Annotated in this window: 17 protein-coding genes and 2 pseudogenes; 6 read left to right on the top strand and 13 right to left on the bottom strand. The window is 73.9% G+C overall.

From position 1 onward, the window contains the following. Nucleotides 1-45 precede the first annotated feature (45 nt). Nucleotides 46-2,097, top strand: a complete 2,052-nt coding sequence (locus tag JOF36_RS21725) for an HNH endonuclease signature motif containing protein (RefSeq protein ID WP_210030206.1) — start codon at nucleotides 46-48, stop codon at nucleotides 2,095-2,097. A 622-nt stretch (nucleotides 2,098-2,719) separates the two neighbouring features. Here the strand turns inward: JOF36_RS21725 and aroB are convergent. The 4 genes and pseudogenes from aroB to JOF36_RS21745 all read right to left on the bottom strand — a co-directional run bounded on the left by aroB (nucleotide 2,720) and on the right by JOF36_RS21745 (nucleotide 6,524). Next, nucleotides 2,720-3,868, bottom strand: coding sequence for a 3-dehydroquinate synthase (gene aroB / locus JOF36_RS21730; RefSeq protein ID WP_245350934.1), 1,149 nt, complete (start codon nucleotides 3,866-3,868; stop codon nucleotides 2,720-2,722). A 224-nt stretch (nucleotides 3,869-4,092) separates the two neighbouring features. After that, nucleotides 4,093-4,614, bottom strand: a pseudogene (locus JOF36_RS39320) (shikimate kinase); the annotation flags it as partial. Further along, nucleotides 4,611-5,816 carry a chorismate synthase gene (gene aroC, locus JOF36_RS21740; protein ID WP_210030209.1) on the bottom strand — a complete coding sequence of 402 codons (1,206 nt, stop codon included), beginning with the start codon at nucleotides 5,814-5,816 and terminating at the stop codon, nucleotides 4,611-4,613. The pseudogene JOF36_RS39320 and the gene aroC, both read right to left, overlap by 4 nt. A gap of 66 nt (nucleotides 5,817-5,882) precedes the next feature. Further along, on the bottom strand, nucleotides 5,883-6,524 hold the full coding sequence (locus JOF36_RS21745; RefSeq protein WP_210030210.1) for a prepilin peptidase: 642 nt from the start codon (nucleotides 6,522-6,524) through the stop codon (nucleotides 5,883-5,885). A 161-nt stretch (nucleotides 6,525-6,685) separates the two neighbouring features. Between JOF36_RS21745 and JOF36_RS21750 the strand changes: the two genes are divergently transcribed. Further along, the gene (locus tag JOF36_RS21750) at nucleotides 6,686-7,555 is read left to right on the top strand and encodes a spermidine synthase (protein ID WP_210030212.1); all 870 of its coding nucleotides are present in this window, start codon (nucleotides 6,686-6,688) and stop codon (nucleotides 7,553-7,555) included. Between the two features lie 504 nt (nucleotides 7,556-8,059). On the opposite strand, the gene JOF36_RS21755 is transcribed toward JOF36_RS21750, so the two are convergent. From JOF36_RS21755 to shbA, 4 genes and pseudogenes are all read right to left on the bottom strand, one after another. Beyond that, a complete protein-coding gene (locus tag JOF36_RS21755; protein WP_210030215.1) occupies nucleotides 8,060-9,202 on the bottom strand; it encodes an endolytic transglycosylase MltG in 1,143 nt (380 codons plus the stop codon). A 129-nt stretch (nucleotides 9,203-9,331) separates the two neighbouring features. After that, nucleotides 9,332-9,766, bottom strand: a complete 435-nt coding sequence (gene ruvX / locus JOF36_RS21760; RefSeq protein ID WP_210030217.1) for a Holliday junction resolvase RuvX — start codon at nucleotides 9,764-9,766, stop codon at nucleotides 9,332-9,334. Further along, a complete protein-coding gene (gene alaS / locus JOF36_RS21765) occupies nucleotides 9,763-12,423 on the bottom strand; it encodes an alanine--tRNA ligase (protein WP_210030219.1) in 2,661 nt (886 codons plus the stop codon). The genes ruvX and alaS overlap by 4 nt, the downstream gene beginning before the upstream one ends. A gap of 622 nt (nucleotides 12,424-13,045) precedes the next feature. Then, a pseudogene (shbA, locus tag JOF36_RS41015) lies at nucleotides 13,046-13,681 on the bottom strand (RNA polymerase sigma factor ShbA); the annotation flags it as partial. Nucleotides 13,682-14,055: 374 nt separating this feature from the next. On the opposite strand from shbA, the gene JOF36_RS21775 reads away from it, so the two are divergent. Then, nucleotides 14,056-15,117, top strand: coding sequence for a S1 family peptidase (locus tag JOF36_RS21775; protein WP_210030221.1), 1,062 nt, complete (start codon nucleotides 14,056-14,058; stop codon nucleotides 15,115-15,117). Nucleotides 15,118-15,120: 3 nt separating this feature from the next. Here JOF36_RS21775 and JOF36_RS21780 read toward each other — a convergent pair whose 3' ends face one another. From JOF36_RS21780 to JOF36_RS21790, 3 genes are all read right to left on the bottom strand, one after another. Then, nucleotides 15,121-16,506 (bottom strand): replication-associated recombination protein A, encoded by a 1,386-nt coding sequence (locus tag JOF36_RS21780; RefSeq protein WP_210030223.1) that lies wholly within the window; start codon nucleotides 16,504-16,506, stop codon nucleotides 15,121-15,123. A 40-nt stretch (nucleotides 16,507-16,546) separates the two neighbouring features. After that, entirely contained in the window at nucleotides 16,547-17,731 is a 1,185-nt protein-coding gene (locus tag JOF36_RS21785; protein WP_210030225.1) for a hypothetical protein, read from the bottom strand. A 95-nt stretch (nucleotides 17,732-17,826) separates the two neighbouring features. Next, nucleotides 17,827-18,444: a DUF4282 domain-containing protein gene (locus tag JOF36_RS21790; protein ID WP_210030227.1), complete on the bottom strand. Its 618-nt coding sequence runs from the start codon at nucleotides 18,442-18,444 to the stop codon at nucleotides 17,827-17,829. A gap of 142 nt (nucleotides 18,445-18,586) precedes the next feature. On the opposite strand from JOF36_RS21790, the gene JOF36_RS21795 reads away from it, so the two are divergent. Further along, nucleotides 18,587-19,102 (top strand): Lrp/AsnC family transcriptional regulator, encoded by a 516-nt coding sequence (locus JOF36_RS21795; protein ID WP_210030229.1) that lies wholly within the window; start codon nucleotides 18,587-18,589, stop codon nucleotides 19,100-19,102. Continuing rightward, entirely contained in the window at nucleotides 19,099-20,253 is a 1,155-nt protein-coding gene (locus JOF36_RS21800; protein WP_210030231.1) for an aminotransferase class I/II-fold pyridoxal phosphate-dependent enzyme, read from the top strand. The genes JOF36_RS21795 and JOF36_RS21800 overlap by 4 nt, the downstream gene beginning before the upstream one ends. A gap of 7 nt (nucleotides 20,254-20,260) precedes the next feature. Here the strand turns inward: JOF36_RS21800 and JOF36_RS21805 are convergent, their stop codons facing one another. Further along, entirely contained in the window at nucleotides 20,261-20,482 is a 222-nt protein-coding gene (locus JOF36_RS21805; RefSeq protein WP_210030233.1) for a DUF397 domain-containing protein, read from the bottom strand. Nucleotides 20,483-20,693: 211 nt separating this feature from the next. On the opposite strand from JOF36_RS21805, the gene JOF36_RS21810 reads away from it, so the two are divergent. Then, nucleotides 20,694-21,509, top strand: coding sequence for an SAM-dependent methyltransferase (locus tag JOF36_RS21810; protein ID WP_210030235.1), 816 nt, complete (start codon nucleotides 20,694-20,696; stop codon nucleotides 21,507-21,509). A gap of 57 nt (nucleotides 21,510-21,566) precedes the next feature. Here JOF36_RS21810 and JOF36_RS21815 read toward each other — a convergent pair whose 3' ends face one another. Then, on the bottom strand, nucleotides 21,567-22,505 hold the full coding sequence (locus JOF36_RS21815; RefSeq protein WP_443706274.1) for a Sco1979 family transcriptional regulator: 939 nt from the start codon (nucleotides 22,503-22,505) through the stop codon (nucleotides 21,567-21,569). Between the last annotated feature and the right edge of the window lie 59 nt (nucleotides 22,506-22,564).

Here is a 22,564-nt window from a genome sequence, read left to right on the forward strand (position 1 = left end):
GTCTGTACTGCGAAAAGTGTCGGTGCTCGCCGGTATGTTCGAGTCATGCAGCAGACGGTGACAGTGCCCGCGGGCCTGGCGGAACATCCGCCGGGCCCGCAGCTGTGCACCCTGCTGGCAGGCCTCGACGCCGCGCGGGTGACCAACCACGCCACGGTGGAGCTGTTGCGGGCGTGGCGGCGGCTGCGGTCCTATGTCGACGCCGGTGAGCTGGCCGTGCTGGCCGAGCTGGGGCGCCGTGACTCTCATGCCGACCCGCACACGGTGGCCCGGGTCGAGCAACCGGATCCGGACTGCCTGTTCGAGATCGCCACCGCGCTGACCGTCACCGAGAACTCCGCCGCCCGTGACCTGGAGCTGGCCGAGACGCTGGTGTGGCGGCTGCCGGCCGTGCACGCCGCGCTGGCCGCCGGTGCCGTCGACCGTGCCAAGGCCTGGGTGTTCGCCGACTATCTCGGCGACGACCAGCTCACCGACGCCTGTGTCGGGCGGGTGCTGGACGCGTTGCTGCCGAAAGCCCCCGGACTGACCACCGGGCAGCTACGGGCCCGGATCCAGCGGATGCTGATCGCGATCGACCCGGGCGCCGCCGGCCGCCGTTACCGCGCCGCGCTGCGGGAACGACGCGTGGTCTGTTACCTCGACCGGGACGGTGCGGCCACGATCTCGATGATCGGGCTCGACCCGGCCGCGGCCCAGGCCTCGTGTGAACGCGTCGACATCCTCGCCCGCGCCGTCCGCGAGGCCGGACACCCCGACTCCTTGTCCCATATCCGGGTGGAGCTGTACATGGCTCTGACCGACGGCACCGTCCACACGATGAGCAACGACCAGATCATCGCCACCCTGCTGGCCCGTGCCGCCCGGCGAGACGACACCGACTCCACCGGGCAGGACGGGACGGAGAAGTGCGACGACGTCGTACCACAGGACCGGGAGCGGGAGCGGGCCGAGGCCGATCGCACAGGTAGGGCCACCACGGACCGGACCAACGCGCACGGCCAGGCCGGTGCCGATGGCCGGGCCGGTGCCGATGGTGGCAACGGCGAGGACGACGCTCCCAGCGCTCCGGGAGGAAGTGGCCCGCAACCCGACGCTCCGGGATCGGGTGACTCCTGCAGCGTCCCGGCCACTACAGATCCGCCGGCCGAGGCCCCGCCCGAGCGGGCCCCGGCCGGGATCGAGATCCGCATCCGGCTCTCCACCCTGCTCGGCCACGACGAGCACCCCGCCGAGATCCCCGGCCTCGGCCCGCTCCTGGCCGGACCTGCCCGCGACGCCGTCGCCCGGCACCGCCATGCCGAATGGCGGTTCGCCGTCACCGACACCGACGGTCACCTCCTACTGGCCGACCACACCCGGCAGCGACCCGTCCCCGCGCCCGGGGGCCGGCCGGGCCCGGTGCAGAGCCACGGTGGCGTCGTCGAACTCCAGGTCCCCGCCACCCTGCTGACGGCACTGGTCGCGGACCCACCGCCCGGTTGGCAGCGCCTGATCGCCGACCTCGCCGCCCAGTACTCCCGCCGCGACCACCTGCGCGCCGCCCTGGACGAGCAACCACACGCCCGCTTCCCCCACCGCGCCCTGCGCCGCCACATCGAGATCCGCGACCGAACCTGCAGGTACCCCGGCTGCCGGCGACCGGCCCGCAAGGCCCAACAGGACCACACGCACGAGCACCGGCACGGTGGCGTCACCGTCGAGACGAACCTCGGGGCTCTGTGTATCGTCCATCATTCCCTCAAGACCGCCGGGCACTGGCGCCTCACCCAGCCCACCCCCGGCACGTTCCGATGGACGAGTCCGTTACGCCACAGCTACCTCACCCGCGGCGAACCGGTCTGTCCACCGCTGCCCGACCCGGTCCCGCCGGGCCGGGACGACGAGCCGGCACCCGACTCCGAGGTCGAGGTCGAGTGCGCGCCACCGTCAGCGGCGGAGCGCGCCCTCGAGGAGATGCCGATCTTCCCCGAACCCGAGCCCGACGTGACCGCCGACGACACGGCCGAGACCGCAGGCGACATGACCGCGCTCGACGACGATGCGCCCGACCGTGCCCCGCCGAACGGCCCCGACCAGGACAAACCTCCGTTCTGACGGCTTCGATCGCCGTCAGGAGTGCGATCCGTGGCTCAGCGACGTCGAGAAGGGACGACTCAGGTACGTCGATGCAGCCAGTCGAATCATGCCTGCAGCCCGTTTCCCGGGTCGCGGAGACCTCCAGCACCTCGACGTCTGGCTGGGCACGTCGGGCATAGCCCGCGCTCGACCATGCCCACATCGAGGTAACAACCCGCGCCGGTGTTGATCTGGGCGACGCGGATCCCGGTCGCGCGGGGTCCGGTCTGCGTCCAGCAGGAGGTTCCTGGTCTCTCCCGAGCACCGCGCACGGCCGCTCCGGCCCGAGGCCGGCGAGCGTGCGTTCCAGCAACACACCCGGCGCGACGAGAGCTCCGGGTGTGCGCACGACCCGGTCGGGGAGGCGGCGCCCACGCGGCCGGGAGCCGCGACATCCTGTCCCCGATACGTGTACGCCCGATCGAGATCGAGACGAGCTGAGGGCAGCCGTTTGCCACGGGCCGCAGCGCCACCGACCCCGCCGAGCGCACGGCCACCTATCCAGGCGTTCCGGGTCGGCCGGCACCTCGCATCGCGAACAGCGATGCATACCGCGGTCGGCTGACCGCTACCGCACTCCGGCAACCGGCCCTCGCTGCGCTCAGCGACTGATCGCGGAGTACGCGGTCTCCAGGAGGGCCGGGTCCGGGCCCTCCAGCCGTCCCGGGCGCGCCGGCCCGTCGAGGACGACGAACCGGAGTGTCCCGGCCCGGGACTTCTTGTCGCCCCGCATCGACTCGGTCAGTTCCGGCAGCACCCCGGGCTCGTACGACGTCGGCAGCCCGACCAGTTCCAGCACCTCGCGGTGCAGGTCGGCGGTGGCGTCGTCGAGCCGGCCGGCGGCGCGGGCCAGCTCCGCGGCGAACACCAGCCCGACGGACACGGCGTTGCCGTGCCGCCACCGGTAGTCCTCGCGGCGCTCGATCGCGTGGCCGAGGGTGTGACCGTAGTTCAGGATCTCCCGCAGGTGCGACTCGCGCAGGTCGGCACCGACGACGTCGGCCTTCACCCGGATCGAGCGCCGCACCAGCTCCGCCAGCACCGGACCGGCCGGGTCGAGCGCCGCGGCCGGGTCGGCCCGCACCCGCTCGAGGATCACCGGGTCGGCGATGAAACCGGCCTTCCAGACCTCGGCCGAGCCTGCCACGAGCTCCGCGTGCGGCAGGGTGCGGAGCGTGTCCAGGTCGACGAGCACCGCGGACGGCTCGTGGAACGCCCCGACCAGGTTCTTCCCGGCGGCGGTGTTGATGCCGGTCTTGCCGCCGACCGCCGCGTCCACCATCGCGAGCAGGGTGGTCGGGACGTGCACGACCTTGATGCCGCGCATCCAGGTGGCGGCGACGAACCCGGCGAGGTCGGTGACCGCTCCCCCGCCCAGCCCGACGACGACGTCGGCGCGGGTCAGGGCGGCGTCCGCGCAGGCCTGCCAGCAGGCGGCGAGCGAGTCGAGGGACTTGCCGGCCTCGGCGTCGGCGACCTGCACCGTGGACGCGGCGAGCCCGGCACCGGTGAGCTCGGCGCGGGCGGCCTCAGCACGGTCGGTCAGGGTCGGCGGGTGGACGACCAGGACGCGCCCGGCCCCGGTCGACGCGACGACCTCGGCGAGGCGCGCGGAGACACCGGCGCCCACGAGCACCGGGTAGGGGCGCTCTGCGTTCACCTCGATCCGGACGGCGCCGTCGCGCTCCGGAACGCCGGAGGCGTCCGGGAGGGTGGCCGCGGGGCCGATGGAAGCGGGGTCCGTGGTCATCGGGCCTCCACCTGGTCGTGCGGGCCGGCACTCGCGGTGTCGCCGGTGCCGGCGGGCCCCGTGCTCGCGGGGTCAGTGGTCGCGGGGTCAGTGCTCGCGGTCCCGCCCTCCGGGTTGCCGAAGCCGGGGGTCGGCAGCGCCGAGTCCTGGCGCGGGGTCGGCCGGTCGTGCGGGTCCTCCGCATCGGGGGCGGCGTCCGCGGCCTCACCCTCCGCGAGCCCGAACGCGGCCAGCACTACGGCGACGACCTGGTTGGGGCTGCGCCGCGCGGTCGGAACCTGCACGGTCGCGACCTCGGCGTAGAGCGGCGCCCGGTCGGCGAGCAGGCTTCGGAACGTCGCCCGTGGGTTCACCCCGGCCAGCAGTGGCCGCGCGGTCGACATGCCGGTGCGGCGCATCCCGTCGGCGAGGTCCACGTCGAGGGCGACGACCCGGTGCTCGTGCAACAGCGCCCGGGTCTGTTCGGCCAGCACCGCCCCGCCGCCGAGGGCGAGGACGCCGTGCCCGGCCCGCAGCTGCTCGGCGACGACCTCGCGCTCCAGCGCCCGGAACGCGGGCTCGCCCTCCTGCACGAACATCTCGGCGATCGGCTTGCCGATGCGCTCCACGACCGCGGCATCGGTGTCGGCGAAGCTCAGGCCGAGCCGCTCGGCGAGCAGGGTGCCGATCGTCGTCTTGCCGGACCCGGGCGGGCCGACGAGCACGACGAAGGGCCGCCCGTGGGCGTCCGGACCGGGCGCGGTCACTGCTCGCTCCCGGCGAGGTAACCGGCCACGTTGCGGCGCGTCTCGGCCAGCGAGTCGCCACCGAACTTCTCCAGTGCCGCCTGGGCCAGTACGAGGGCCACCATCGTCTCGACGACGACGCCGGCCCGCGGGACGGCGCAGGCGTCGGACCGCTGGTGGATCGCCGTGGCCTCCTCACCGGTCTCGGTGTCGATCGTGCGCAGCGCGCGCGGCACCGTGGAGATCGGCTTCATCGCGATCCGGACGCGGACCGGCTCGCCGTTGGTCATGCCGCCCTCGATGCCGCCGGCGCGGTTGGTGAGCCGGGTGACGGGCACGGTGCCGCCCGGGCCCTCGCCGCGCGCACCGGCGGGAACCATCTCGTCGTGCGCGACGGACCCGCGGCGATGCGCGGTGCGGAAGCCGTCACCGATCTCGACACCCTTCATCGCCTGGACGCCCATCAGCGCGGACGCCAGCCGGGCGTCGATGCGGCGGTCGGCCTGCACGTAGCTGCCGACGCCGACCGGCATCCCGTAGGCGATCACCTCGATCACCCCGCCGAGGGTGTCGCCGGCCTCGTGTGCCGCGTCGATCTCGGCGGCCATCCGGGCACCGGTCTCATCGGTGAAGGCACGCACCGGGTTCGCGTCGATCCGGTCCAGGTCGCCCGGGCCGGGCAGCGGCTCCTCGTCCGGGGCGTCGACGGCGCCGATCCCGACGACGTGCGACACGACCGTCACGCCGAACGCCTGCTCGAGGAACGCCTTCGCCACGGTGCCGAGCACGACCCGGGCCGCGGTCTCCCGGGCGCTCGCGCGTTCCAGCACGGGGCGGGCCTCGTCGAAGCCGTACTTGGTCATGCCGGCGAGGTCGGCGTGGCCGGGGCGGGGCCGGGTCAGCGGCGCGTTACGGGCGCGGTTCGCGATCAGCTCCGGGTCCACCGGGTCGGCCGCCATCACCGTCTCCCACTTGGGCCACTCGGTGTTGCCGATCCGGACGGCGACCGGGCCACCCTGGGTGACCCCGTGCCGGATGCCGCCGATCACCTCGAGCTCGTCGGCCTCGAACGCCATCCGCGGGCTGCGGCCGTAGCCGAGCTTGCGGCGGGCCAGCTCGACCTGCAGCTCCTTCGTGGTGATCCCGACTCCGGCGACCATGCCCTCCAGCACACCCACCAGCGCCGGGCCGTGGGACTCCCCAGCGGTGATCCATCGCAGCACGGCGTTCATCCTCTCACCCGGGGTTCCCGCGCTCGGACCAGCCCGAGACCTGCGCCGGCAACGGGTTCATCCGGCCACCCCCGCGACGACCACGACGAGTGCCGACCCGAGCAGCACCGGCCCGTGCGGGAGGGCGCTCCCCCACCGTGCCCGGCCGGCGACCAGCGCGAACGCCGCCACCGCGGCCGACAACAGCATCGCGAGGACCGCCGAGACCGGCAGCGCCACCCAGGCCGTGCCGGTCACCGCGGCGCCGACCGGGCCGGCGAGCTTCACGTCCCCGGCCCCCATCGCGCCCGGCGAGGCCAGGTGCACGAGCGCGTACGCGCCGGCCAGCAGCACCGCACCGGCGAGCCCGCGCAGCACCGCCGCCGGCCCGGCCGGGACGAGCGCGAGCAGCACCACCGGCAGCGCGGGCAGGGTGAGCGCGTTCGGCAGGCGGTGTCGCAGCAGGTCGGTGGCCGCGCCCGCGACACCGAGCCAGGACAGGACGGCGAGCAGCGGCGCCCACCGGACGTCGAGCAGGCCGCCGGCGACGAGCACACCGAGCGCCGACCAGAGCACGCCCACGCCGATCTCGCACCACGGCGGTTCGACCGGGGCGCCCCGGCGCAGCCGTGCCAGCCACCGCCGGGTCAGCGCACCGGCCCACGCGCCGGCCGCTCCGGCGAGCAGGCCGGCCGCGAGCGGGAGGAGCTGCAGGTCCATGTCCTCGAGCCTGCCGCCGATCGGACCCGTTGCACCCACGACTTCCGAGCCTGTGGACAACTTCGGGCGCGTGCCGGGTCGAAGCGGTGTCCGGGCCCGCGGTTCTCCGGTACGGGGGCGGGTTCCGTGGCGGCTGCCCGGGCACGGGCAGGATGGGGTGCATGGGAAGTGGGCCGCGGGGTGCGCGTGACGCCTCGGCGGTGATCCGGGCCGAGGTCGACCACGGCGTGGCCGAGCTGGTGCAGGACCCCGACCGCCCGCAGTCGTGGACCCTGTTGCTCGACGGCACGGCGCAGTCGCACGTCGACCTCGCCGATCCCGAGCACCTGGAGTTCGAGTACGTCCGGCGGATCGCGCACGTCGCGGACCTGGCGGCGCCGCCCATGGTGCCGTTGCGTGCGCTCCACCTGGGCGGCGGCGCGTGGACCCTGGCCCGCTACCTGGCCGCGACCCGGCCGGGGTCGACGCAGACCGTCGTCGAGCTGGACGCGGCGCTGGCCGAGCTGGTCGCGCACCGGCTGCCCGGTCCCGGTGAGCTCGACGGGCTCCGGGTGGTCACCGCGGAGGCGCGCGCGAGCCTGGAGCGGTTCGCGCCGGGATCGTTCGATCTCGTCGTGCTGGACGTCTTCGCCGGTGCCCGCACGCCCGCCCAGGTCACCACCGCCGAGTTCCTCCGGTCGGTGCACCGGGTGCTCGCACCCACCGGCATCCACGTCGCGAACCTCGGCGACAGTGCCCCGTGGCCGTTCCTGCCCGGCCAGATCGCGACCGCGGGCGCCACGTTCGCGGAGCTGGCGATGATCGCCGCGCCGGACGTGCTGCACGGCCGCCGGTTCGGCAACGTCGTGCTGGTCGGCTCGGACCGGGGCCTCCCGGTTCCGGGACTGGTGCGCCGCGCCGCCGCGGACCCGTTCCCGGCCCGGGTGCTGGACGACGAGGACACCCGCGCGTTGGCGCACGGAGCCGCCGTCGTCACCGACTCAACGGCCGTACCGTCGCCGAAGCCGCCCGCCGGCCTCTGGGGGCAGTAGCCCGCGGCGCCACCAGGGACACAAGCCCGCGGCGCCACCAGAGGCACAAGCCCGCGGCGCCGCGAGGGGCACAGGAGAGCGCTCCACCTCTGATCGAACAGCTCTGGTGTGCCCCTCGCAGGGCTCCCGGCAGCGACGGCCGCACGAGGGGCACCTCAGCGCGGTCCTCTCATGATCGAAGTGCTCTGGTGCGCCCCTCGCGAGGCGGCGCGGGCGGGCGCGGGGCGGGTGCGGGGCGGGTGCGGGGCGGGTGCGGGGCGGGTGCGCCCCTCGCGAGGCGGGCGCGGGCGGGCGCGGGGCGCTGGGCCGGGCGCGTGGGGCGCGGGGCGCGCGGGGCGCGCGGGGTGCGGGGCGCGCGGGGTGCGGGGCGCGCGGGGTGTGGGTGCGGGGTGCGGGGCGCGCGGGGTGTGGGGTGCGGGGTGCGGGGTGCGGGGTTGCGCGGGGCGCAGGGTGCGTGGGGTGCGGGGCGCGTGGGGTGCGGGGCGCGTGGGGCGCGGGCGCGCCTCAGAAGGCTCCCGCCGCCTGGGCCCGTGCGACGTTGCCGCGGTGCTCGTCGTAGGTGACGGCGAAGCAGGACGCACCCTCGGTGGTGCACCGGACGAAGAACAGCCAGGGCCCGGGGGGCGGGTTCTCGGCGGCCTGCAGCGCGGCCGTCGACACCGACGCGACGGGTGTCGGCGGCAGCCCGGTGTTCATGTAGGTGTTGTACGGGCCGGGCGTCCGGCGGGCCTCGGCCGTGGTGCGCAACGCCTGCACGTCCAGCGGGTAGTTGACGGTCGAGTCCATCTCCAGGCGCTGGTTCACCGCCAGCCGGTTCTCGATCACCCGCGCGACCTTCGGCATGTCCTGGGCGAGCGCCTCCTTCTCGACCACCGAGGCCAGGATGAGCGTGCGGTAGGCGTCGTCCCCGGACAGGCCTGCGTCGGCGAGCCGTTCGGCGGAGATCGCGAGGACGTCGCGCAGCACCTCCTCGGGGTTGCCGCGCGGGTCGATGTCGTACGGGCCGGGGGCGACCAGGCCCTCCATCCGCCGCTCCGGGGCCGCGGCCCGGTACCCGGCGTGCGCCCACTCGGGGACGCCGATCGCCGCGGGATCGGCCTCGGCCATCGCGGCCCGCAGGTCCTCGACCCCGGTGCAGCGCGCCTCTCCGTCGGCCTCGCCCAGGCAGGTCGCCTGCGAGATCTGGCTGAGGACACCGGGGCTGACGGTCCCGTCCGGGGCGCGGGTGTCGTCGAGCTGCACGCCGCCCTTGACGTCCATGAACCCGACCCGGCGTTCCGGGTCGACCAGCGCCTCGGCGGCCGCGTCGCCCGACATCTGAGAGCGCAGCTCGTAGTAGCCGGGCTGGATGCGTGCGATGCCCGGCTCGTCGGCGGCGGCGGAGACGAAGGCGGCCCGCGACTTGATGACGTCCAGGGCGACCAGGGACTCCCCGATGGCGCTGGTGGAGTCGCCCGACTTCACCTGGACCACGACCGAGCCGGTGCCGCCGCCCGCGTAGTCGTCCGGGCCGATCAGGAACAGCGCCGCGGCCACGAGGACGGCCCCGGCCAGCAGCGCCGACGCGAGCAGTGCCAGCCGTCGCCGCCGGAAGTGCACGGGGGTCGGCCGGTGGCGGACGGGCGGGGCGGTCACCGACGCGCTCACACCCGGTCCCGTATCCGGGACCGTCGGTTCACGTCGTTCTCGCCGGCGCCGTTCACCATCGGAGGGTAACGGGCCGGGGGCCGTGCCGGGCAGCCGCCCGGACGTGTCGATCATGTGCCGCACGCCAGGTCAGGAGGTGCGCTCGCGGTCCAGCCACCCCTGCAGGATCTGTACCGCCGCGGCCTGGTCCACGACGGCGCGCTGCTTGCGTCCCTTCACCCCGCGCCCGGCGAGCTGCCGGGCCGCGACGACGGTCGTCATCCGCTCGTCGGTCAGTTCGACCGGTACGTCGAGGCCGGCCCGCAGCGCGTCGCAGAACTCGCGGGCCGCCCGCGCGGCCGGACCGTCCTCGCCGCGCAGGTTGCGCGGCAGGCCGAGCACGACGCCGACGACGTCGTGCTCGGCGACCAGTTCCGCGATCCGCCGCACGTCGGCCCCGCTGTCGAGATCGCGTGGCACCGTCTCCACCGGGGTCGCGAGGATCCCGTCCGGGTCGCACATCGCGACTCCGACCCGGACGGCGCCCACGTCGATACCGAGGCGGCGCCCCCGCGTCCAGGTCACGGACGCAGCGCGGAACGCAGCTTCTGGATGGCGGCGTCGATCCCGGCCGGGTCGGTGCCGCCGCCCTGGGCCAGGTCCGGCTTGCCACCGCCCCGCCCGCCGACGGCCGCCGCGAACTCCGGGATCAGCTTCCCCGCGGCGATCCCGTTGTCGCGGGCTGCCTTCGTGGTGGCGACGACGAAGGACACCTTGCCGTCCTCCACGGCGAACAGCGCGACCACGCCGGGCCGGTCACCGAGCTTGCCGCGGACGTCGGCGGCGAGGGTCCGCAGGTCGTTGCCGGTCACCCCGTCCGGCGCGGTGACGGCGACGAGCGCGGTCCCGTCCAGGTCCTCGGCCGCATCGGCCAGGCTCGCGCCCGAGGCGAGGACGGCGTCGGCACGGTGCTTCTCCAGGTCCCGCTCGGCGGTGCGCAGCCGCTCCACCAGGCTCCCGATCCGGTCCGGCAGCTCCTCCGGACGGGCCTTGAGCTGGTCGGCGAGCTGGTTGACCAGCAGGTGCTCGGTCGTCGCGTGCTTGAAGGCGTCGAGCCCCACCAGCGCCTCGACCCGGCGGACACCCGAGCCGATGGAGGCCTCGGACAGCACCCGGACCAGGCCGAGCTCGCCGGTGCGGCCGACGTGCGTGCCACCGCACAGCTCGCGCGAGTAGTCGCCCATGTCGACCACGCGGACGCTGTCCCCGTACTTCTCACCGAACAGCATCATCGCGCCGAGCTTGCGCGCGGAGTCCAGCGAGGTCTCGTAGGTCTGGATCTCCCGGTCCTCCTGGAGCACCGAGTTGACCTCCTCCTCGATCTCCACGAGCGCGGCGGCCGGCACGGCGCCGGTCGGAGAGGTGAAGTCGAACCGCAGCCGGCCCGGGGCGTTGAGCGAGCCGGCCTGGGCCGCGGCCGAGCCCAGCGCACCGCGCACACCGGCGTGCACCAGGTGGGTGGCGGTGTGCGCGCGGGAGACCGCGGCGCGGCGCGCGCGGTCGACCTCGGTGACGATCTCGGCGTCCAGGGTCACGGTCCCGGCCGTCACGACGCCGCGGTGCACCCGCAGGCCGGCCACCGGGGACTGGACGTCGTCCACCCGGACCTCGAAGCTCGCCCCGCGCAGCACGCCGGTGTCGGCCTGCTGGCCACCGGCCTCGGCGTAGAACGGGGTGCGGTCGAGCAGCACCTCGACCCGCTCGCCCTCCTCCGCGGCGGGGACGGTCTGCCCGTCGCGGAGCAGGCCGACGACCCGGGACTCCGAGGTCAGCGTCTGGTAGCCGAGGAAGTCGGTGACACCGTGGGTGTCGAGCACGGCCCGGTACACCGACACGTCGACGAACCCGACCTTGCGCTCGGCGGCGTCGGCCTTGGCCCGGGTGCGCTGCTCGTCCATGAGCGCGGTGAAGCGCTCGCGGTCGACGACGAGCCCGGCCTCCTCGGCCATCTCCAGGGTCAGGTCGATCGGGAAGCCGTACGTGTCGTGCAGCGCGAACGCCTGGTCGCCCGGCAGGGTCGAACGTCCGCTGCGCTTCGCCTCGTCGACCGCCGTGTCGAAGATCTTCTCGCCGGCGGTGAGGGTGGCCCGGAAGGTCTCCTCCTCGGCCCGGATCACGGCCGAGATCCGCTCGAAGTCCGCCGCGAGCTCCGGGTAGGTCGCCGACATCGCGTCCCGCACGACGGTGGCGAACTCGCCCAGGCACGGCCCGGTGACGCCGAGCAGGCGGGCCGAGCGCACGATGCGGCGCAGCAGCCGGCGCAGCACGTAGCCGCGGCCCTCGTTGCCGGGAGTGACACCGTCGCCGACGATCATGACCGACGACCGGGCGTGGTCGGCGATGACGCGGAACCGGACGTCGTCCTCGGTGTTGCGCCCGTACGTGCGCCCCGAGAGCTCCTCTGCCTTGGCGATCACGGGCCGGACCAGGTCGGTCTCGTAGACGTTGTCGACGCCCTGCAGCAGGAACGCCACCCGCTCGACGCCCATGCCGGTGTCGATGTTCTTGTGCGGCAGGGTGCCGATCGGCGGGTGGCCCTTCTTCGGGGACAGCTCGCCGCGCTCGTCCTGCATGAAGACGAGGTTCCAGATCTCCAGGTAGCGGTCCTCGTCGGCCTCCGGGCCGCCCTCGGCACCGAACTCCGGACCCCGGTCGTAGTAGATCTCCGAGCAGGGGCCGCCGGGACCGGGCACGCCCATGTCCCAGTAGTTGTCGTCGCCGCCGCGGCGCTGGATGCGCTCCTCGGGCAGGCCGGCGATCTCGCGCCAGAGCCCGATGGCCTCGTCGTCGTCGTTGAAGACCGTGACCCAGATGCGCTCGGGGTCGAAGCCGTAGCCGCCGTCGCCCTGGCTGTTCGTGATCAGCGTCCAGGCGAACTCGATGGCACCGCGCTTGAAGTAGTCACCGAAGGAGAAGTTGCCCGCCATCTGGAAGAACGTGGCGTGCCGGGTGGTCTTGCCGACCTCGTCGATGTCCGGGGTGCGGACGCACTTCTGGATGGACGTGGCCCGCGGGTACGGCGGGGGTACCTCGCCCAGGAAGTACGGCTTGAACTGCACCATGCCCGCGTTGACGAACAGCAGCTGCGGGTCCTCGAGGATCAGCGACGCGCTGGGCACCGAGGTGTGCCCGTGCTTCTCGAAGTGGGCGGTGAAACGACGGACGATCTCGTGGGTCTGCACCGGAGGTCTCTCGTGACGGGTACGGCGACGGCTGGGCGACGGCAACGGGCACCGCTGCGCGGGAACACCGTACGGCGGGACGGCGCGGCAGCACCGGGGAGGCTCGGGAGCGGGGCCGTTCAGGCGCCCGCGCCGGGCGCTCGGTCCCGGAACGGCTCGCGGGGCGCGGCGAAGGGCAGAACGGAGTCGGGCACAGCGGAGACGGGCGCGACGGCGCCGGTCACGCGGCTCCCTCCCCTCGATCGCTCCTGCGCGGGAATCATCCGGTCACGCTACTCCTCGTGCGCAACGCGATACCCGTCGCCCGGGCCCGCACACCGGAGCGGCCGGCGCCGGCGTGCGCCCGAGCACACCGACACCGGCCGTGTGCGGTCCGCGCCCGCGGCCTCCGGTACGGGTGACCGGCGACCGGTGCGGGCGGGGTCCGCGGCTCTGCTCCGGCTCTCCCTCAGACGGCCACCGGCAGGTCGTCGGCACCGCCGCCACCGGCGACGACCGGGCGGGCCGGAGCCTGCCCCGTCGTCCGCGCGGCAGTGCGGCCGTACCGGCCGGAAGCCGGCGGCGCGACCCGGCCGCGCCCGTCGTCCCGCTGCCGCTCCGCGCGGCGGGCGGCCCGTTCCTCGAGCTCGCGGCGCAGCCGCTGCAGCGCCCGGTGCTGGGCGACGCGGACCGCACCCGGCGTGGACCCCAGAGCGTCGGCGGTCTCCTCCGCGGTCAGGCCGACGGCGATACGCAGCGTGAGGATCTCGACCTGACGGGGGCCGAGGATGCCCATCAGGTCGGCGAGCCGCGCGTTGCGCTCGGCGTCCAGCACGACCTGCTCCGGGTCGTCCTCGCGGCTGATCCGCTCGGGGACGTCCTCGACGGCGTCGCAGCGGTTGCGGGCCATCGCCCGGAACGCGTCGGCGATCTTGTGCCGGGCGATGCCGAACACGAACGCCCGGAACGACATCCCGGACAGGCGGTAGTCCGGCAGGACGGCGAGGACGGCCATGCAGACGTCCTGGGCGACGTCGTCGGCCGACCCGAGGGTGGTCTCCCGGCGGCCGAGACGGGCCCGGCAGAACCGCTCGACCTGCGGCTGGACCCGGGAGAGCAGCAGCGCGACCGCACGCGGGTCACCGGCGACGGCGGCTCGGAGCAGCTCGGGCGGGAGCAGGTCCGCGGCGGGGTTCGGTGGCGGTGCCTCAGCCACGGGGGCGCCGTCACCGGAGTCGACCGTGACGAGGGGATCCAGCACCGCGCACCCGTTGTCCATCGTGTCCAGCTCCTTCGTCACGCCTCGCCGCACCCGTTCCGCGGTGCCGCGACGGAAACCACGGGATGTGGCTCGGCAGCACGCTCAGGTGTCCACATGTCGGGGAGATGGCGGGGCTCCGGCAGCTCCGCCCCGCTCGCCCCCCGGCCTGCGATCAACCCTGGCCAGTCACTCGATCGGGGTCAATCAACATGCACAATTTGCGGTACGAAGCAACGCGGGGTAGGGCCGTTCGCCCTGCCGGCGCAACCGGGGTACGGCCGGTCGTCCTGATGAGGTCACAGAGTCGCGAGTGCCGGTCGGGCGTGACCCGAACGCAGCAGCGTCGTTGAACCGTGTGTCACGGCCCGACCGCTCCCCGAAGGATCCCCTCCGTGCCCTTGCGCCGCCCTCGCCGACTGCTCCTCGCCGCTCTCGCCGGCGCCGCCGCGATCGGAGTAGGCACCGCCGTCCCCTCGCTCGCCACCCCGGCGCTGCCCGTGGACCTCCCGGTGCTGACCGAGATCGCCGCGACGGACCTGTTGCCGGCCGTGACCGAGGCCGCGGGCGTCTCGCTGGCCGGGGTCTGGTTCGAGGACGGCAAGCTGATGGCCGGGACCTGGGACCCGGCGCTCGCCCCGGTGCTGACCGGGCTCGGGGCCACCCCGGTGGTCCGCGACGAGCCGCGGCGCGACACCGGCGCCACGCTGGAGGCACTCACGACCCGCACCGCCGGGGCGATGCCGGCCGGTCTCGCGTCGTACGGCGTGGACCCGCGGTCCGCGCAGGTCGTGCTCGACGTCGTCGAGGGCCCCGGGGCCGACGCGCTGACCCGTGACCTCACCGCCGGGCTGGACCCGTCCGCGGTGCGGGTGGAGCGGGTGGCCGGCGCGCCGCACCGGCAGGCGGCGGTGGCCGGCGGGGACACGATCAGCGACGGCAACCGGCGTTGCACCGCCGGGTTCGCGGCGTCGGACTCCGCGGGCGACTGGGTGCTCACCGCGGGGCACTGCACCCGCGGGTCCTCGACCTGGTACGACTCCGAGCAGGCCACGATCGGCACCGGTGCCCGGTCGGCGGGCGACGGTATCGACGTCGGCGCCGTCCCGGTCGAGTCCGGGAGCGCGTCGCCCACGGTCTCCGGAACCCGGGTGACCGGGTCGAAGGTCGCGCCGGTGGGGTCGTCGGTCTGCCTCTACGGCTCCACCAGCGGCCGGTCCTGCGGGACCGTCCAGCGCACCGACGTGACGGTGAACTTCGAGGGCCAGGCGCAGTCCGGCCTCACCTCCGTCGGCACCTGCGCCCAGGAGGGCGACTCGGGCGCCCCGTACATCACCTCCGACGGGCAGGCCCAGGGCGTGCACACCGGCGCAGGCGGCGCGGACAACTGCACCAGCTACTTCACCCCGATCCGCACCGCGACGAACGCGCTCGGTCTGAGCCTGACGACGGGCTGACCCTCAGTCCCGGGCGCCGCGCACGACGCGGCGCAGCTTCGGCACCCGCTCGGCGAGCGTGCGCTCGTGGCCACGCCCGGACGGCGTGTAGTAGTCGATCCCGACGACGTCGTCCGGCGGGTACTGCTGGCGCAGCACGCCGTCCGGGTCGTCGTGCGGGTACCGGTAGCCGACGGCGTTGCCGAGCTTCTGCGCCCCGGCGTAGTGCCCGTCGCGCAGGTGCGCCGGCACGCCCCCGACCTGGCCGGAGCGCACGTCGGCCATCGCCGCGTCGATCGCGCCGATCACCGCGTTGGACTTGGGCGCGGTGGCCAGGTGCACGGTGACCTGGGCCAGCGCGAGCCGCGCCTCCGGCATCCCGACGAGTTGGACCACCTGGGCGGCGGCCGTCGCGGCCGGCAGCGCGGTCGGGTCGGCCAGGCCGATGTCCTCCGAGGCGTGCACCATCAGCCTGCGAGCGATGAAGCGGGCGTCCTCCCCCGCGACGATCATGCGCGCGAGGTAGTGCAGCGCGGCGTCCGGGTCGGAGCCGCGGATCGACTTGATGAACGCGCTGATGACGTCGTAGTGCTGGTCCCCGGCCCGGTCGTAGCGCACGGCGACCTCGGTCACCGCACGTTCGACGGCGGCGAGGTCGACCGCCGTCTCCTCCGCCCCGAGGGCCCCGTCGGCGGCGGCCTCCAGCGCGGTGAGGGCGCGGCGGCCGTCGCCGGCCGACAGCCGTACCAGGGCGTCCTCGCCGTCGGGGGTCAGTGACACCGTGCCGGCCAGGCCCCGCTCGGAGGCGACGGCCCGCCGGAGCAGCTCGCGGACGTCGTCCTCCCCCAGCGACTGCAGCTGCAGCACCAGCGAGCGCGACAGCAGCGGGGACACCACTGAGAACGACGGGTTCTCGGTGGTCGCCGCGACGAGCAGGACGAGCCGGTCCTCGACCGCGCCGAGCAGCGCGTCCTGCTGGGTACGGGAGAAGCGGTGGACCTCGTCGATGAACAGGACGGTCGTCGTGCCGTCGCGGTCGCGGCGCCGGCGTGCCTCCTCGATGACGGCGCGCAGTTCCTTCACCCCGGCCGAGAGCGCCGAGAGGGCGACGAAGTGCCGCCCGGCCGCAGCACCGGAGGAACGGATGTCGGCCCCGCCCCCGGCCCCGGCCATCAGCCGGGCGAGGGTGGTCTTCCCGGTCCCTGGCGGGCCGTAGAGCAGCACCGACGCCGCCGCACCGCCCTCGAGCAGGCGGCGCAGCGGGGCTCCGGGCTTCAGCAGCTCGGGCTGGCCGACGACCTCGTCCAGGCTGCGCGGGCGCATCCGCGCCGCGAGCGGGGCGTCCGGCCGCGGAGCCGGGTCGTCGTCGCCCGGACCGGGGTCGATGTCGAACAGGCCGTCGGTGCTCATCACCGCCCAGCCTGCCAGGGCACCGGCCCCGGCCCGTCGGTCAGGGGCGGTCGATCTCGTCGGCGAGGACCGGGGTGTGCACCCGGTTCTGCTCGTGGAATCGGTTCTCCGCGTAGATGACGACCGCGGCCGCCGCGCCGGCGAGGGTGACCGGCAGCGTGAGGACCGAGCTGATCAGGCCCGCCACCACGGGGTTCCCGAGCGCGAGCGCCGCACTCACCATGCTCACGACGATGACGAAGACGAACGCGAGCAGGATGAACACCACGAACCGGCCGAGCACCGGGAAGAACCGCGGGTTGACCAGGGTGAACGCGCGCCCGATCCCGGCCCGCTCGATCACCACGACCCCGGTGAGCGCGCCACCGAAGATCACCGCGAGATAGAGGCCCGGCAGGACGAGCAGGATGAAGCCGATCGTGATCAGCAGGCCGGCCAGCAGGCTCCAGCCGATCACCGCCAGAGCCCGGGACTTCGCGAACGCGAACACGTGCTGCGGTGCGTAGGGACGCTGGGCCGCGTCGCGCACGATGACGAACACCGACGCCGCCTGGGCGAGCGCGCCCAGCACCAGCGTCACCACGAGCATCAGCAGGCCGACCACACCGACCGCGGCGGCCCCTCCGCCGACGAACTCGTCCGTCGGGTCGAAGTCGGTCGGGCCCGCGGTGGCCTGCAGGCCGAGGAGCTGCAGGACCGCCTGGAGGATCGCGACCGGCACGTAGACGGCGACCTGGATGATCAGCAACGGCTTCCAGCTGCGCTGCACGACGCCGATGACCTTGGAGAACCAGTCTCCAAAGGAGAACGGGACCAGCGGGTCCGGCGAGGTACCGCCGGGCGCCCCCGTACCCGGGTAGCCGGGCGCCGGGGCGCCACCGTAGGGCTGGGCGTACTGCTGGCCGTAGGGCTGCTGCCCGCCGTACTGGGGCTGACCGTAGGGCTGCTGCTGCCCGTACTGGGGCTCGCCGTACTGGGGCTGGCCGTAGGGCTGCTGGCCATAGGGCTGCTGCCCGTACTGCTGCTGGGAGGGGTCCTGGCCGTACGGCTGGTACGGCTGTTGCCCGGAGGGCTGCTGGCCCTCGGCAGGCCGGCCGTACTGCTGACCCGTTGCCGGGTCCTGCGGGTACGGCGGCCCGCCCTGGGCCTGCTCCCCCTGGCTGTCCGGCCCCGGCCCCCCGGCCCCCTGCTGGGGGTCACCGCCCTGTGGCGGTTCGTTGCTCATGCGCGCGGACCCTAGCCCTGCGGCGCCACCATCGGGCGCGAGTTCACCGGGTCGCCCCCGATTCGTGACACGGACGGCGGCGGGGCCGGCAGTCCTCAGCGCCGATGGTGGATGTCCTCGGACATCCGCACGACCGCGTAGTAGAACTCCAGCGTCACCCGGATCAGGGTCAGGTAGATCAGGAAGGCGACCGCGCCGCCGAACAGTGCCAGCAGGCCGAACAGGAAGCCCTGGGAGAACCCGGTCACCACCACGACCAGCCAGCCGATCACGAGCACGACGGTCAGCAGGATGTAGAGGTACTTGACGACGTAGGGCGTCACGAACTGGTTGAACCCGAAGTCGAACAGGGCGGTCAACGGGTTCGACGGCGGCGGGGGCGCGCTGCTGCCGGCCGGGGCTGCGGAGTAGCCGCCCGGCGGTAGGCCCTGCGGGTACGCGCCCGGTGCCCCGCCCCCGTACGGCGCCTGGCCCGGCTGGCCGTACTGGCCCGCCTGCCCGTACTGGCTGGGCTGGCCGTACTGGCTGGGCTGGCCGTACTGGCCCGCCTGACCGGGCTGGCTCGGCTGACCGGGCTGGCCGTACGGGTTCGGCTGGCCGGGCTGGCCCTGCTGTCCCGGTTGGCCGTACTGGCCCTGCTGGCCGTACTGCCCCTGTGGGTTGCCGCTCTCCGGGTTCTCTCCCGAACCGCCGTACGGCGGTTGACTCGTCATGGCTCATGACGCTATCCCCCCGCGCGCACGATCAGCACGGTTCGGAATGCGATCGTGTCTTCCCTTCCCGGCCGTGCCCCGTTCCGCGGCGGTTCCCCGTGGCGGTCGGCGGTCGCGATGAGCGCGTCGTAGGGTCGGCGGCGTGCGGGAGATCCTCGAGTTGCTCGAACGCGACGCGGCGCTGAGCCACGACACCGTCGCGACCATGGTCGGCCTGCCGGTGGAGGAGGTCGACGCCCGGATCGCCGAGTGGGAACGGACCGGCGTGATCCGGCGGCACCGCGCCGTCGTCGACTGGGCCCGGTACGAGGACGGCGGTCACGGCGTCGAGCCGGCCGGCCGCGGCGGCGCCCGGGTCACGGCGTTCATCGACGTCTCGGTGAGCCCGGCCCGCGGGGTCGGGTTCGACGACGTGGCCACCCGCATCTCCCGGTTCGACGAGGTCCGCGACTGCTACCTGGTCTCCGGTGGACACGACCTGCGCTGCACCGTCGTCGGCCCGGACATCCGGTCGATCAGCGACTTCGTCTCGCAGAAGCTGTCCACGATCGACCGGGTGCGCGCCACGGCCACCCACTTCGTGCTGGCCACCCACAAGCGCGACGGCGACTCGTTCGCCGAGCCCGAGCCGGACCACCGCCTGCCGGTGACGCCGTGAAGCCGCTCAACACGACGATCACGGCCATCCCGCCGTCGGGCATCCGGCGGTTCTTCGACATCGCCGCGGAGATGGACGACGTCATCTCGCTCGGTGTCGGCGAGCCGGACTTCGTGACGCCGTGGCGGATCCGCGAGGCCGGGATCTACGCCCTCGAACACGGCTACACGACCTACACGGCCAACGCGGGCCTGCCCCGGCTGCGCGAGCTGATCTGTGCCGACCTGGCGTCGCGCTACGACGCGCACTACGACCCCGGTACCGAGTGCCTGGTCACCACGGGTGTCTCCGAGGGGCTCGACCTGGCGCTGCGGGTGCTGCTCGACCCGGGCGAGGAAGTGATCGTCCCCGAGCCCTGCTACGTCGCCTACCAGCCGTGCGTGTCGTTCGCCGGGGGCACGCCGGTCGGGGTGCCGACGCGGGCCGAGGACGGCTTCGCGATCGACGTCGCCGCCGTCGAGGCCGCGGTGACGCCGCGGACGAAGGCGATCCTGATCGGGTCACCGGCTAACCCGACCGGCGCGGTGCAGCCGCCCGAGGTACTCCGCGCGCTCGTCGCGCTGGCCGAGCGACACGACCTGTACCTGCTGTCCGACGAGATCTACGACCGGCTCACCTACGACGGCACGCACACCTGTCTGGGCGCGGTCCCGGGCGCGCGGGAGCGGACGGTCGTGCTCGGCGGGTTCTCCAAGGCGCAGGCGATGACCGGCTGGCGGGTCGGCTGGCTCGCCGCACCCCGGCCGATCGCGGAGCTGTGCCTGCGGGTGCACCAGTACACGATGCTGTGCGCCCCGCACGTGTCCCAGGTCGCGGCGGTGGAGGCACTGTCGAACGCCGAGGGCGAGGTCGCCGGGATGGTCGCCGACTACGACCGGCGCCGGCGGGTGTTCGTGAAGGGGCTGCGCGAGGCGGGCCTGGAGTGCCCGGAGCCGGCCGGGGCGTTCTACGCGTTCCCGAGCATCCGTTCCACGGGCCTCGACGCCGAGACGTTCGCGGAGCGGCTGCTGCGGGAGGAGTCGGTCGCCGTCGTCCCGGGGAACGTGTTCGGCCCGTCGGGCGAAGGCCACATCCGCTGTTCGTACGCGACGGCGCTGCCCCAGCTGGAGCAGGCCGTCGAGCGGATCGGGAACTTCCTGCGACGCCTGTAGCCGCGGGTCAGCGCGCGATCAGGTCGTCGAACTCGCCGTCCTGCACGCCCTGCACGAACGCCGTGATCTCGGCACGCGTGTAGGTGACGTACGCGCCGTCGGGCCTGGTCGAGTTGCGCAGCGCGGCACCGCCGTCCGGCAGTGGCGCGACCTCGACGCACGCGCCGTTGGGGTTGCTCCGCGCGCTCTTGCGCCACCGAAGACCGTCCGGCAGTGCGATCTCACCCATGACTTTCCTCCCGACGTCCAGTACGAATGCAAATGCAACCGTAGCAGGCATTCGATCATCCGAATGGCTGTGTGCGAGGCCACCGGGTGGCAGGTCCGAGACCTCCGCCGACCGTTACCATCGGCACGCCCGGATCCGATGTGTACCGTGCGTGCGCGAGCGCGCGGATCCGGCGGGCGTGCACGTAGATCGAGGTGAGGAGCGGTACAGGATGGATCGAGCCCGGGCGACCACCCCGTCGGAGGTCGACGTCTCCACGCCGAGCGTGGCGCGGATGTACGACCACTATCTCGGCGGCAAGGACAACTACGAGGTCGACCGGCAGGCGTGTGCCGCGTTGTCCGAGGCCGCGCCCGGCACGGCGGCGCTGGCGATCAACAACCGCCGGTTCCTCATCCGCGCCGTGCGGTACCTGGCCCAGGAGCACGGCATCCGGCAGTTCCTCGACCACGGCTCGGGCCTGCCCACCCAGGACAACGTCCACCAGGTCGCCCAGGCCGTCGATCCCGCGTCGCGGGTGGTCTACATCGACAACGACCCGATCGTGCTGGCGCACGGCCGGGCGCTGCTCGAGCAGAACGAGGCGTCGACGGTCGTCCAGGCCGACGTGCGCGACTTCGCCACCATCTACAGCGACCCGGAGGTCACCGGGCTGCTGGACTTCAGCAGGCCGACCGCGGCGTTGTTCCTGTCGTTCCTGCACTGCATCCCGGACTCCGACGACCCGGCGGGTCTCGTCGAGCAGGTGATGGACCGGCTGCCGTCGGGCAGCGCCGTGATCATCTCGCACCTGGCGAGCGACGACCCGGAGGTCCGCCGGAGCCTCACCGACATGATGCTCACCAACACCCAGGGCAACTGGGGCCGGGTCCGCACGCCCGAGGAGGTCCGTGCGCTCTTCGGCCGGCTCTCGGTCGTGGACCCCGGGCTCGTCGAGGTCTCCACCTGGCGTCCCGACGGCATCGCTCCCGAGGTCCAGGAGACCAAGGAGTGGATCGAGTACGGCGGGGTGGCGTTCAAGCCCTGAGCGAGGTCGCGCCCGGTGCTCCGGCACCGGGCGCTCCGCTCGGAAGACCTGCCGCGCTCAGAACCTGCCGCGCAGCGACGCGATCAACGCCCGCGCCCGGCGCGGGGTGAGGGCCGCCGCGGCGAGCCGGTCGATGAGGACCAGGTAGGTCTCGACATCGGTGCGCTTGTCCAGGTACAGCGCGCTGGTCAGCTGCTCCAGGTACACGATGTCGGGCAGGTCGGCATCGGCGAAGCGCATCAGGATGAAGGGCCCGCCGGTCGCGGCGGCCCCGCTCTGGTTGAACGGCAGCACCTGCAGGGTGACGTTCGGCAGATCCGAGATCTTGAGCAGGTGTTCGAGCTGGTCGCGCATCACCTGGTCGCTGCCGACCGGGCGGCGCAGCGCCGCCTCGTCGACGATCGCCCAGAACTCCGGCGCCGACGGCGACTCCAGGATCTGCTGGCGCCCCATCCGCAGCGCGACCCGGCGGTCGATGTCCTCCGCCGGCCCGGGACGCCCGAGCTCGATCACCGCGCGCGCGTAGCCCTCGGTCTGCAGGAGCCCGGGGACGAACTGCGGCTCGTACGTCCGGATGGTGGCGGCCGCCTGCTCCAACCCGACGTAGGTGGAGAACCACTCCGGCATCGTGTCGTTGAACGGCTGCCACCAGCCCGGCTCGCTGGCCCGCCGGGCGAGCCCGAGCAGGTCCTCGCGCTCGGACTCGTCGGTCTGGCCGTAGAGGGTCAGCAGATCGGCGACGTCGCGCTGCTTGAAACCGACCCGGCCCGACTCCATCCGGCTGATCTTCGCCTCGGAACCGCGCAGCAGGTCGGCGGCGACCGCCCGGCTGACCCCGGCGGCCTCGCGAAGCCGCTTGAGGTGCGTCCCGACGAGGATCCGCAGTGCGACCGGCCCGGTCGAGAAATCAGCGGACGCCGGACCACCCGGACGAGAATCGCCGGTACCCATCAACCACCCCGGAACGTGGACGAACGTGTACGCAGAGTGTGTCACGCGGGCCGTCGTCCACGGACGGCGGCACCCCCTTACTGACGATCACGTCACACCGTCCG

This window comes from Pseudonocardia parietis (genome assembly GCF_017876315.1).
Lineage (GTDB): Bacteria > Actinomycetota > Actinomycetes > Mycobacteriales > Pseudonocardiaceae > Pseudonocardia > Pseudonocardia parietis.

Bases quoted from the DNA above. Each gene is read 5' to 3' on its own strand.
- JOF36_RS21725 (WP_210030206.1), top strand. From the start codon at position 46: ATGCAGCAGACGGTGACAGTGCCCGCGGGCCTGGCGGAACATCCGCCG.
- aroB (WP_245350934.1), bottom strand. From the start codon at position 3,868: ATGACCACGGACCCCGCTTCCATCGGCCCCGCGGCCACCCTCCCGGAC.
- JOF36_RS21745 (WP_210030210.1), bottom strand. From the start codon at position 6,524: ATGGACCTGCAGCTCCTCCCGCTCGCGGCCGGCCTGCTCGCCGGAGCG.
- JOF36_RS21750 (WP_210030212.1), top strand. From the start codon at position 6,686: ATGGGAAGTGGGCCGCGGGGTGCGCGTGACGCCTCGGCGGTGATCCGG.
- JOF36_RS21780 (WP_210030223.1), bottom strand. From the start codon at position 16,506: ATGAGCACCGACGGCCTGTTCGACATCGACCCCGGTCCGGGCGACGAC.
- JOF36_RS21785 (WP_210030225.1), bottom strand. From the start codon at position 17,731: ATGAGCAACGAACCGCCACAGGGCGGTGACCCCCAGCAGGGGGCCGGG.
- JOF36_RS21790 (WP_210030227.1), bottom strand. From the start codon at position 18,444: ATGACGAGTCAACCGCCGTACGGCGGTTCGGGAGAGAACCCGGAGAGC.
- JOF36_RS21805 (WP_210030233.1), bottom strand. From the start codon at position 20,482: ATGGGTGAGATCGCACTGCCGGACGGTCTTCGGTGGCGCAAGAGCGCG.
- JOF36_RS21810 (WP_210030235.1), top strand. From the start codon at position 20,694: ATGGATCGAGCCCGGGCGACCACCCCGTCGGAGGTCGACGTCTCCACG.